We start from the raw sequence: 10,029 nt of genomic DNA, 5'->3' as shown, positions 1-10,029 counted from the left end.
GGCGGCCGCCCCCCCCCCCCCCCCCCCCCCCCCCCCGCTGGGGGGGGTGGGGGGGGGGGGGGGGCCCCGCGGAAGGCGAAGCGCGCCTCTGCCGCTGGCCTTGCCCCCCTCACCCATCCCTCTCCCCCCGTCGGGGGGAGAGGGCAGGCTCGACTTCCGCTCTCGCGATTGGCCACCCCATGACCGCCATCCTGCAGCTCGCTGACGTCGCCCGCGCCTTTCCCGTGCGCGACGCGCTCGGCCGGTCGCGCGGCGCCGTGCGCGCGGTGGACGGCGTGTCGCTGTCGGTGAACGAAGGCCAGGTTCTCGCCATCGTCGGTGAATCCGGCTGCGGCAAGTCCACCCTCGGCCGCCTGATGCTGCGCCTGATCGAGGCCGATCGCGGCGCGGTCCGCTTCATGGGCGAGGATCTCCGCACGCTCTCCGCCTCCGCATTGCGCCGCCGCCGGCGCGACATGCAGCTGATCTTCCAGGACCCCTTCGCGAGCCTCGATCCCCGCATGACGGTCGAGGAGGCGGTGGCGGAGCCGCTGCGGCTGCACGGCATCGTGCCTCGCGCGCAGGAACGCGACCGCGTGGCGGAGCTGCTCTCCCGCGTCGGGCTGCGCCCGGAACTCGCGCGGCGCTGGCCGCATGAATTCTCCGGCGGCCAGCGCCAGCGCATCGCGATCGCGCGCGCGCTGGCATCGCGGCCGCGGCTGATCGTCGGCGACGAGCCCGTCAGCGCGCTCGACGTCAGCGTGCAGGCGCAGGTGATCAACCTGCTGCAGGACCTGATCCGCGAATTCCGCCTGACCTTCGTGCTGATCAGCCACGATCTCGGCGTGGTACGCCACATCGCGGACCGCGTCGCGGTGATGTATCTCGGCCGTATCGTGGAGGACGGGCCGACCGCGCAGGTTTTTCGGGCGCCACGCCATCCCTACACCAGGGCCTTGCTCGCGGCCGTGCCGGGGCAGGGCGGCAAGGCAGCGCCGCTGGAAGGCGACGTGCCCAGCCCGATCGACCCGCCCTCGGGCTGCCGCTTCCGCACGCGCTGCCCCTTCGCCGAGGCCGCCTGTGCGCAATCGATTCCACCGCTGGAAGGCGGCATGCACGCCGCCGCCTGTTTTCTCCAGGACCGCCTGCCGCCCGCGACGCCGCCTGCCGAGCACGACGCCGGCGGGGATCGGCTGCGCCGCCTGCAGGCCTTCTTCAACGACCGCCACACGATACCGACGGGAGTGACATCATGATCCGCAGGAGCCTTGCCGCCGCGCTGCTCGGCCTGACCGCGCTGGCCGCGCCGGCCGACGCCCAGAACCTCCGCATCGGGCTGCGCGAGGATCCCGACATCCTCGATCCCACGCTGTCGCGCACCTATGTCGGCCGCATCGTCTATATGGGCGTCTGCGACAAGCTGTTCGACATCAACGAGCGGCTGGAGGCCGTACCGCAGCTCGCCACCGCCTATCGCTGGGAAGACCCGCAGACGCTGATCATCACGCTGCGCCAGGGCGTGCGCTTCCATGACGGCGAGGTGATGGACGCCGAGGCCGTGCGCTACTCGCTCGACCGGCACCTCAACCTGCAGGGCAGCTTCCGCCGCAGCGAGATGGGCACGATCAACGCGATCGAGGTCGCGGACCCCCAGACCATCCGCATCCGCCTGCCGCGCCCGAACGCCGCCTTCCTCGCGGCGCTCACCGACCGCGTCGGCATGATCATGAGCCCCAAGGCCGCCGAAGCCGCGGGCCGCAACTTCGGCAACCGCCCGGTCTGCGCGGGCCCGATGCGCTTCGTCGAGCGCGTCGCGCAGGAGCGCATCGTGCTCGAGCGCTTCCCGGAATACTGGGACGCGTCGCGCATCCACTTCAACCGCGTCACCTACCTCGCGATCCCCGACAACAATGTGCGCCTAGCCAACCTTCAGTCCGGCGCCATCGAATTCGGCGAGCGGATGGAGCCCGACGACCTCCGCGCCATCCAGCGCAACCGCAACCTCCGCGGCGCCGCCATCGACAGCCTGGGCTGGCAGTCCATCGCCTACAACACCGGCAACGGTGCGCGCGCCAACACGCCCTTCGGTCGCGACCCCCGCGTGCGCGAGGCCTTCGAGCTCTCGCTCGACATCCGCGCCATCAACCAGGTGGTCTATGAAGGCATCCACGCCCCGACGCGCCAGCCGCTGCCGCCGGCCTCCTCCTACTTCCTGCCGGGCTTCGACCCGCCGCAGCGCGACGTGAACCGCGCCCGCGCCCTGCTTCGCGAGGCCGGGGTGACCGGCAGCCTGCCGATCGAGCTGACCGTTCCGAACAACCCCGACCTCCGCCAGGTCGGCGAGGTCGTGCAGTCCATGGCGCGCGAGGCCGGCTTCGATGTCAGCGTCCGCGCGATGGAGTTCGCCTCGTCCCTGCAGGCCGCGGCGCGGGGCGAGTTCGACACCTATCTCGTGGGCTGGTCGGGCCGCCCCGATCCCGACGGCAACATCTATGCCTTCCTCCATTCCACAGGCGGGCAGAACGACGGCAAGTACGCGAACCCCGAGGTGGACCGGCTGCTCGACGCGACGCGGACCGAGCTCGATCCCGCCAAGCGGCGCGAGCTGTTCCGCCAGGTCTTCGACATCGCGTTCAACCGGGACCACATGCGGCTCTTCATGTGGAACCCGAAGAACGTGATGATCCACACGACCCGTCTGCAGGGGTACCGGCCGATCGCCGACGGGATGATCCGGCTGCAGGATATGAGGCTGCAGTGACTTCCGTCGCGCTGACCTCCCCCGCTCTCCCTTTTCCCTCCCCCGCAAGCGGGGGAGGGTCAGGGTGGGGGTGCTTCGTCCAGCGCGCCCTTCATTCTCCGCACCCCCACCCCATCCCTCCCCCACTTTCGGGGGAGGGAGGCGCTGCGGCTGCGGAAGGCAGCGCCCCATGACCTCCTTCCTCCTCCGCCGCCTCGGCCAGATCCTGCCGACGCTGGTGATCCTCTCCTTCATGATCTTCGGCCTGCAGCAGCTCATGCCCGGCGATCCCGCGCTGATCCTGGCCGGCGAGGAGCGTGGCGATCCCGCCGTCATCGCGCAGATCCGCGCCGAGCTTCATCTCGACCAGCCGATCTGGAGCCAGTACCTCTACTGGCTCGGCAACGTGCTCACCGGCGATTTCGGCTGGTCCTGGCGCATCCGCATGCCGGTCAGCGAGCTGATCCTGCAGAAGCTGCCGGTGACCGCGCAGCTCGCCGTCATGGCCTTCATCATCGCGGTCGCGATCGGCGTGCCGCTCGGCATCCTCTCGGCCACGCATCGCGACCGGCCGACCGACTGGATTGCCAATGCCATCGCGCTGTTCGGCATTTCCACGCCGAACTTCTGGCTCGGCATCATGATGATCCTGCTGTTCAGCGTGCAGCTGGGCTGGCTGCCGCCGTCCGGCTACGTGCCGCTGTGGGAGGATCCCGTGCAGTCGCTAGCGACGACGATCATGCCGGCCTTCGTGCTCGGGAACTCGATCGCGGCTGTGCTGATGCGCCACACCCGCGCGGCGATGCTGACAGCGCTCAGCCAGGACTATGTCCGCACCGCCCGCGCGAAGGGTCTCACCGAGAAGGTCGTGGTCTGGAAGCATGCGCTGCGCAACGCGCTGATCCCCGTCGTCACCCTAGGCACCATCGAGCTCGGCCGGCTTCTCGCCGGTGCCGTCCTGACCGAGCAGATCTTCACCATCCCCGGCTTCGGCAAGCTCGTCGTTGATGCCGTCTTCAACCGAGACTATCCCGTCGTGCAGGGCGTCGTTCTGACCACCGCGCTGATCTTCGTGGCGCTCAGCCTGGTCGCCGACCTGCTCTACATGGCGATCAACCCGAGGCTTCGTGCGGCATGAGCGCAACTGCGATCCCCGCCAGGCTGGAGCGCGGCGAAAGCCCGGCGCGGCGCGCGCTGCGCCGCTTCCTGCGCCACAAGCTCGCGGTCTTCGGCCTGGTGGTCGTCGTGGCCTTCGTCCTGATCGCGGTCTTCGCCCCCTGGATCGCGCCCTACGACCCCATCGCGACGAGCTGGTCGCGCATCCGCAAGCCGCCGTCGGAGCTCTACTGGTTCGGCACGGACGAGAACGGGCGCGACGTCTTCTCGCGCGTGGTCTGGGGGGCGCGGGCGTCGCTGATGGCGGGCGTTGTCTCGGTCTTCGGCGCCATCCTGATCGGACTGCCGATCGGGCTCATCGCGGGGCTTGCGGGAGGCTGGATCGATGCGGTCCTGTCGCGCATCGCCGACGCCATGCTGTCCGTCCCGTTCCTGATCCTGGCGATCGCGCTCGCCGCCTTCCTCGGCCCGGCGCTGGAGAACGCGATGCTCGCCATCGCCATCACCGCGAGCCCGGTCTTTGTGCGCCTCGCCCGCGGCATGGCGCTGGATGCGAAGTCCACGGACTGGGTGGAGGCCGCGCGCGCGCTCGGCAACCCGCCCTGGCGGACGGCGATCGTGCATGTCCTGCCGAACATCGTGCCGCCGCTGCTGGTGCAGGGGACGCTCGCGATCGCGGAGGCGATTATCGCAGAGGCGTCGCTCTCCTTCCTCGGTCTCGGCATGCAGCCGCCGGCGCCGAGCTGGGGTTCCATGCTGAACAGCGCGCAACGGTTTCTCGACCCCGCGCCCTGGCTTGCGGTGGCGCCTGGCGCGGCGATCTTCATCGTCGTGCTCGGCTTCAACCTGATGGGCGACGGGCTGCGCGACGCGCTCGATCCCCGCGCGGACCGGAAATAGCCCGCGATCGGCCTGAGTGTGCTCACCGAAGGTCGGTACGCCAGGGCTTGAATCGCAGGGCCAAGGAAGGCCGGACCCGCATCGCGCTGATACGGGTCCAGGGGGGCGGGTTCAGCGTCTCGCGGCGTAGGCCGTCGGCGCCTGGTCCACCGCGGGCAGGATCGCCTCGGCCAGGGCCTGGGCGAGGCAGGCATAGCCCGCGTCGTTCATGTGCAGCCCGTCCGGCCCGACCAGGGCGCCGGGTTCCGGCGCGCGGGCCTGCCACGCGCCGCGGCGGAACAGGCCGATGCCATGCGGCCGCGCCAGCTCCGCCATCACGGCGTCGAAGCGCTCGGCCCCGGCCGCGACCAGGCGCGGGCTGCGCTGGTTGTCCATCAGCACGACGGGGATGCCCGCCATCTGCAGGCGCCGCAGCCCCTCGCGCATCACGGCCTCGAAGGCCTCGGCCGAGCGGCCCTTCAGCGCCTCGTTCCCGCCGGCCTGCCAGATCACCAGCGCGGGGCGACGCGGCACCACCTGGCTCTCGATCCGCGCCAGCATCTCGTCCGAGGTCTGGCCTGACCGCCCGGCATTCACCACCCGCACCGTCTGCCCCGGCAGTGCCGAGCGCAGCAGCGACTCGAGCCGTGCGGGATAGGCGGCCTCCGGGCCCGACGCGCCCGCGCCCTCGGTCGAGGAAGAGCCCAACGCCACGATGGTGATCGGCCGCCCCGCGGGCAGCCGCGCCTCCACCACCGGCCCATCGGGCGCGGCAGCGGGACAGGGGGAGGCGCCGGCCGGCGAGGCGGACAGCACCGCCAGCATCCCGATGGCGGCCAGGGCGGCGGCCAGGGGGATGCGCCGGAGGCGGTCAGGCATCATCTTCCCCATCATGCCCGATAACCAGGCGGCGCGCCAAGGGACCATCGAGACGACCCCCCCGGCGCCCGGCGCCGCGCCGCGGGGCCGCGACCTGCGCGCGGATGTCTGCCGGGGGCTCGCGCTCTGGATGATCATGATCAACCACATGCCGGGGAACGGGCTGACCGTCCTGACGCTCCGGCACTTCGCGCTTGCCGACGCGGCGGAGGCCTTCGTGCTGCTCGCGGGCTACGCGGCCGCCTTCGCCTTCGCCGGCCCCGCCGACCGCAAGGGCATGCCCTTCGCCGCCGCGGCCGTGCTGCGCCGGATCGGGGTGCTCTATGTCGCTCACATCTTCCTGCTGGTGCTGTTCACCGCGCAGGTCGGCGCCTCGGCCCGGGCGCTGGACCGCGCCTTCTACATCGACGAGCTCGCGCTCGATCCGCTGGGCGAGGATCCCTACAGCACGCTGACCCAGGCGCTGATGCTGCGCTTCCAGCCGCATTTCCTCGATATCCTGCCGCTCTACATCGTGCTGCTCGCGCTGCTGATCCCGGCGCTGGCGATCCGGCGGTATGGCTGGGCGCTGCTCGGGGTCTCGGTCGCGGTGTGGCTCTTCGCGCGCTGGGCGGATGTTAACTTCCTGCTGCTGAGCGGAGAGGGCTGGCAGTTCAACCCGCTGGCCTGGCAATTGCTGTTCTTCTGCGGCTTCCTGATCGGCCAGGCCGTGCGGGGCCAGCCCGGGCCCGGCCTGCCGCCGCGCAAGGCCTGGCTGACCGGACTGGCCGTGCTGGTGGTCGCCGCCGGCGTGGCGTGGCAGCTCTCCTGGCAGTTCCGGCCGGACTGGGGCGAGGAGCTGTCGGGCCTGCTCGCGGCGCTGCTGGTGCAGGTGGACAAGACCTCGCTTCATCCCGCGCGGCTCGCCACGATCCTGGCGCTCGCCTACCTCGTCGGCCACTACCTCCCGCGGGACTGGCCACCGCTGCGCGGCCCGCTGCTGCGGCCCTTCCTGCAAATGGGCCAGCACAGCCTGCCGGTCTTCTGCGGCGGCATCCTGGTCTCCTTCCTCGGGCGCCTGGCGCTGGAGGCCGAGGACGGGCCGCTGTCGCTCGCCGCGGTCAACATCCTGGCCTTCCTGCTGCTGGCCGGCATCGCGGCGGTCGCCGCCTGGTACGACCGGCAGGAACGCGGCACGCCCGGCTTGCCCCGGGCAGCAGAGGTTCGGTAGCGTGACGATCATGGCGCGATCCCGCCTGCTTGCGGCGGCGCTGGCCGCCTGCCTCGTCCTGCCCGTCGCGGCCGCCGCCGCGCCGGCCTGCGAGGTGCCGCCCGAGATCCTGGCCGAGGCCCGCCCGCTGCCGAACGCCGCGCGCGCGCTGGCCGCCGGCGGCCTTTCCATCCTCGCGATCGGCTCGGCCTCGGCCGTCGGGAATGGCAGCGAGGCGGAGGCCGCCTGGCCCGCCCGGATGCAGGCCGCTCTCCAGGAACGCTATCCCGGCCGCCGAATCGAGGTCTCGGTGCGCGGCGGACGCGGCGTGACGGCGACGGAGCACCTGGCGCTGCTGCGCGACGGCGCGCTCGGCGCGCAGCTCGTGATCTGGCAGGTCGGCACGGTGGAGGCGGCGCGCGGCCTCGACGTGGAGGACATGAGCGAGGCGGTGGTGCAGGGGATCGAGCGCATCCACCGCGCCGGCGCCGATGTCGTGCTCATGGACCAGCAGTTCAGCCGCTTCCTGCGGGCGAATGCCAACATCGATCCATACCGGGAGAAGCTGCGGATGGCGGCGTCGGCGACCGGCGTGCCGCTGCTGCGGCGCTACGACCTGATGCAGGGCTGGGCCGAGGGCGGCGGCCCGGACGTGGAACGCGCGCCGCGCGCCGATCGCGCCGCGACGATGGCGCGGGTGAACGACTGCCTGGGCGTCACGCTGGCGCGCATCGTCGCGCGCGGTATCACGGCGGCGCGATAGCGGCCTGCCTGCCGCGCCGGGGACGTCGCGCGGCCTTGATCGCGCCATGCCGCGGGCCGATCTGACGCCACGCCATGGACCCTCGTCCCGTGCCGCAGCGCCCGCTGCTGCCCCAGATCCCGATCGCGGCGCGCCGCGTCGCGGGCGTCACGCTGCTGACGCTCACGCTCTGGCTCGCCAGCTTCCTCGCGCTGATCCGCTGATGGAACGCCGACCCTGGCAGGCGCCCCCGCCGCCGCCCTGGCGGGACGCCGCGCCGCCCCAACCGCTGCAGCAGATCCGCAAGACGGCCGAGGCCGGCTTCTCCCGCTTCCGTGCGGGCACGCGCGGGCTGCTGCTGCCGCTCTTCACCTGGCCGCTCTTCTTCGACGCGATCTGGGAAGCGGCGACGGCGGATGCACGCGCGCTCGTCGCGGCGCTGCTCGGCATGGGGCTGACGCTCGCCGCCGTCGCGGTGCTGCGGCGCGGGCGCAAGGGCGACACGCGGCTCGCCGCGCTGATCGTGTCGGCAGCGACGGGGCTGGTCGCGGGTCTCGGCGCGGAGACCGGGCCTGTCATCGCGACGCTGCTCGGCGCCGGCGCCTGGTTCGGCACGCGGCTGATGTATGACGGCGCCGTGCAGGAAGTGGAGCCGCCGGCGCCGCCCGCGCCGCCCGGCCCGCTCGAGGAAGCGCGCACGCGCCTCGCGCGCATCGCCGCGCAGCCGCAGCTCGTCGGCGTCTCCGGCGCAATGGCGGGCGTTCTCGACGATCTCGCCGCCAAGCCGGAACGCCTGGGCGAGGCGCGGCGCTTCCTCGCCGTGCATCTCGACGGTCTCGACCGCATCCGCGAGAGGCTGGAGGCCGGCGCCGAGCCGCCGCCCGGCCTGCCCAGGCTGCTGGATGACCTGACCGGCGCGGCGGACGAACTGCGCGAGAAGCTGCGCGCGGAGGAATCCGCCGCGCTCGACATCCAGGTGAAGGTGCTGTCCGACCGGCTGCGCCAGGAAGGTTACGCGTGATGCACGTTCAAAGGCAGGGCATGCGGCTGGCGAGGCCAGCCGAGGCCGCGAACGCGGCCCGCCGCCAGTGCGGCGAGCCAAGCGGCCGGAGGCCGCGCCGGCGCATGAGGCAGGAAGCATGAGCGACCAGATCAAGATCACCTTCGGCGATCCCGCAGCCACGCCGCAGCCGGAAGCACGGCCCGATGTCACGGCATCGCTGCCCGTCGACGCGCCACGCGCCGAACTCACGCCGGAGCACGAGGCCGCGATCGATAGCCTGGCGCAGCAGATCGACCTCTCCGATCCCGGCTCCATCCTCCGCTTCGGGCAGGAAGCGCAGACCCGCGCGCAATCCGCTGCCGACGCCATGCTCGGCAGCGCGCGCAACCAGGAGACGGGCGAGGCCGGGCGGACGCTCTCGGGCCTGCTGACGACGCTGCGCGGCTTCGACGTCACCAAGCTGGATGAGCGGCCGAACTTCTTCCAGCGCGTCTTCACCAAGGCCGGCGCCGAGGTCACCGGCATCATCCAGCGCTACGAGACCGTGAAGGGCCAGATCGAGAATATCGGCGACCGGCTCGACACGCACCGCACGAGGCTGCTGGAGGACGTCGAGCGGCTGGAGCGGCTGTACCAGGCGACCCTCGAATGGTTCCACGCGCTCGGCACGCACATCGCCGCCGGCGACGCCGTGCTGCGGCGCACGGACACCGAGACGATCCCGGCGCTGGAGAAGGCCGTGGCCGAGGCGCGCGACGACCTCGCGCCGCAACGGCTGCGCGACCTGCGCGGTGCGCGGGACGAGCTGGACCGGCGCGTGCACGATCTGCGCCTGACGCGCCAGGTCGCGATGCAGGCGCTGCCCTCGATCCGCCTGATCCAGGAGAACGACAAGGCGCTGTCGTCGAAGATCCATTCTGTGCTGGCCAACACCGTGCCCCTGTGGCGCCAGCAGCTGGCACAGGCGCTGGCGATCCACCGCATGCGCGAGGCCGGCCGCACGGTGAAGGAGGCGACGGATCTGACGAACCGCCTGCTCACCGCGAATGCCGAGACGCTGCGGCGCGGTAACCTGGAGGCGCGAACGGAGCTCGAGCGCGGGGTCTTCGACCTCGACGCCGTGCAGAAGGCCAATGCCGCGCTGGTCGCGACGATCGAGGACAGCCTGCGCATCGCCGACGAGGCCCGCGGCCAGCGCGCCCGCGCGGCGGAGGAGCTGGAGAAGCTGGAAGGCGACATCCGCCGCGTACTGATGCAGGCAAAGGGCAGCCCGGGGCAGGGGGCGCAGAGGGGGGCGTAGCTGTCCGGCTAGCGCAGCAACAGGGCCTCCCTTCCTCGCCTCGCGGCTCCCTCCCCCGCAAGCGGGGGAGGGAGGGGGTGGGGGTGCGGAGAATCAAGGACACGCTGGACGAAGAACCGCCACCCTCACCCTCCCGCGCGAGCGGGGTGGAAAAACGCGTCGCTTGCGCCCCATCTCCCGCGGCGCCAAACCTCCCCGCAAC

10 protein-coding genes are annotated in these 10,029 nt (G+C 72.0%); 9 read left to right on the top strand and 1 reads right to left on the bottom strand.

The features are described from left to right. Nucleotides 1–179: 179 nt before the first annotated feature. From ACLF3M_RS23555 to ACLF3M_RS23540, 4 genes are all read left to right on the top strand, one after another. Nucleotides 180–1,235 (top strand): ABC transporter ATP-binding protein, encoded by a 1,056-nt coding sequence (locus tag ACLF3M_RS23555; protein ID WP_430659426.1) that lies wholly within the window; start codon nt 180–182, stop codon nt 1,233–1,235. Next, the gene (locus ACLF3M_RS23550; RefSeq protein ID WP_430659425.1) at nt 1,232–2,740 is read left to right on the top strand and encodes an ABC transporter substrate-binding protein; all 1,509 of its coding nucleotides are present in this window, start codon (nt 1,232–1,234) and stop codon (nt 2,738–2,740) included. Before ACLF3M_RS23555 ends, ACLF3M_RS23550 begins: the two co-directional genes overlap by 4 nt. 169 nt (nt 2,741–2,909) lie before the next feature. Further along, the gene (locus ACLF3M_RS23545) at nt 2,910–3,857 is read left to right on the top strand and encodes an ABC transporter permease (RefSeq protein ID WP_430659424.1); all 948 of its coding nucleotides are present in this window, start codon (nt 2,910–2,912) and stop codon (nt 3,855–3,857) included. After that, entirely contained in the window at nt 3,854–4,735 is an 882-nt protein-coding gene (locus ACLF3M_RS23540; protein ID WP_430659423.1) for an ABC transporter permease, read from the top strand. Before ACLF3M_RS23545 ends, ACLF3M_RS23540 begins: the two co-directional genes overlap by 4 nt. A 111-nt stretch (nt 4,736–4,846) precedes the next feature. Here the strand turns inward: ACLF3M_RS23540 and ACLF3M_RS23535 are convergent, their stop codons facing one another. Beyond that, nucleotides 4,847–5,596 (bottom strand): SGNH/GDSL hydrolase family protein, encoded by a 750-nt coding sequence (locus ACLF3M_RS23535; RefSeq protein ID WP_430659422.1) that lies wholly within the window; start codon nt 5,594–5,596, stop codon nt 4,847–4,849. 10 nt (nt 5,597–5,606) lie between these two features. Here ACLF3M_RS23535 and ACLF3M_RS23530 point away from each other — a divergent pair, with 10 nt between their 5' ends. The 5 genes from ACLF3M_RS23530 (at nt 5,607) to ACLF3M_RS23510 (ending at nt 9,827) form a co-directional block, all read left to right on the top strand. Continuing rightward, entirely contained in the window at nt 5,607–6,803 is a 1,197-nt protein-coding gene (locus ACLF3M_RS23530; RefSeq protein ID WP_430659421.1) for an OpgC family protein, read from the top strand. Between the two features lie 10 nt (nt 6,804–6,813). Continuing rightward, nucleotides 6,814–7,545 (top strand): SGNH/GDSL hydrolase family protein, encoded by a 732-nt coding sequence (locus ACLF3M_RS23525; RefSeq protein WP_430659420.1) that lies wholly within the window; start codon nt 6,814–6,816, stop codon nt 7,543–7,545. A 74-nt stretch (nt 7,546–7,619) separates the two neighbouring features. After that, entirely contained in the window at nt 7,620–7,748 is a 129-nt protein-coding gene (locus ACLF3M_RS23520) for a hypothetical protein (RefSeq protein ID WP_430659419.1), read from the top strand. Then, the gene (locus ACLF3M_RS23515; protein ID WP_430659418.1) at nt 7,748–8,545 is read left to right on the top strand and encodes a hypothetical protein; all 798 of its coding nucleotides are present in this window, start codon (nt 7,748–7,750) and stop codon (nt 8,543–8,545) included. Before ACLF3M_RS23520 ends, ACLF3M_RS23515 begins: the two co-directional genes overlap by 1 nt. A gap of 118 nt (nt 8,546–8,663) precedes the next feature. After that, entirely contained in the window at nt 8,664–9,827 is a 1,164-nt protein-coding gene (locus ACLF3M_RS23510) for a toxic anion resistance protein (RefSeq protein ID WP_430659417.1), read from the top strand. Nucleotides 9,828–10,029: the final 202 nt, after the last annotated feature.

It is taken from the genome of Falsiroseomonas sp. HW251 (genome assembly GCF_050563545.1).
Taxonomy (GTDB): Bacteria; Pseudomonadota; Alphaproteobacteria; order Acetobacterales; family Acetobacteraceae; genus Falsiroseomonas.
The sequence above is the reverse complement of the archived record's forward strand: the minus strand, read 5'-3'. Positions and strand labels throughout refer to the sequence as shown.

Bases quoted from the DNA above. Each gene is read 5' to 3' on its own strand.
- ACLF3M_RS23555 (WP_430659426.1), top strand. From the start codon at position 180: ATGACCGCCATCCTGCAGCTCGCTGACGTCGCCCGCGCCTTTCCCGTG.
- ACLF3M_RS23550 (WP_430659425.1), top strand. From the start codon at position 1,232: ATGATCCGCAGGAGCCTTGCCGCCGCGCTGCTCGGCCTGACCGCGCTG.
- ACLF3M_RS23545 (WP_430659424.1), top strand. From the start codon at position 2,910: ATGACCTCCTTCCTCCTCCGCCGCCTCGGCCAGATCCTGCCGACGCTG.
- ACLF3M_RS23540 (WP_430659423.1), top strand. From the start codon at position 3,854: ATGAGCGCAACTGCGATCCCCGCCAGGCTGGAGCGCGGCGAAAGCCCG.
- ACLF3M_RS23535 (WP_430659422.1), bottom strand. From the start codon at position 5,596: ATGATGCCTGACCGCCTCCGGCGCATCCCCCTGGCCGCCGCCCTGGCC.
- ACLF3M_RS23530 (WP_430659421.1), top strand. From the start codon at position 5,607: ATGCCCGATAACCAGGCGGCGCGCCAAGGGACCATCGAGACGACCCCC.
- ACLF3M_RS23525 (WP_430659420.1), top strand. From the start codon at position 6,814: ATGGCGCGATCCCGCCTGCTTGCGGCGGCGCTGGCCGCCTGCCTCGTC.
- ACLF3M_RS23520 (WP_430659419.1), top strand. From the start codon at position 7,620: ATGGACCCTCGTCCCGTGCCGCAGCGCCCGCTGCTGCCCCAGATCCCG.
- ACLF3M_RS23515 (WP_430659418.1), top strand. From the start codon at position 7,748: ATGGAACGCCGACCCTGGCAGGCGCCCCCGCCGCCGCCCTGGCGGGAC.
- ACLF3M_RS23510 (WP_430659417.1), top strand. From the start codon at position 8,664: ATGAGCGACCAGATCAAGATCACCTTCGGCGATCCCGCAGCCACGCCG.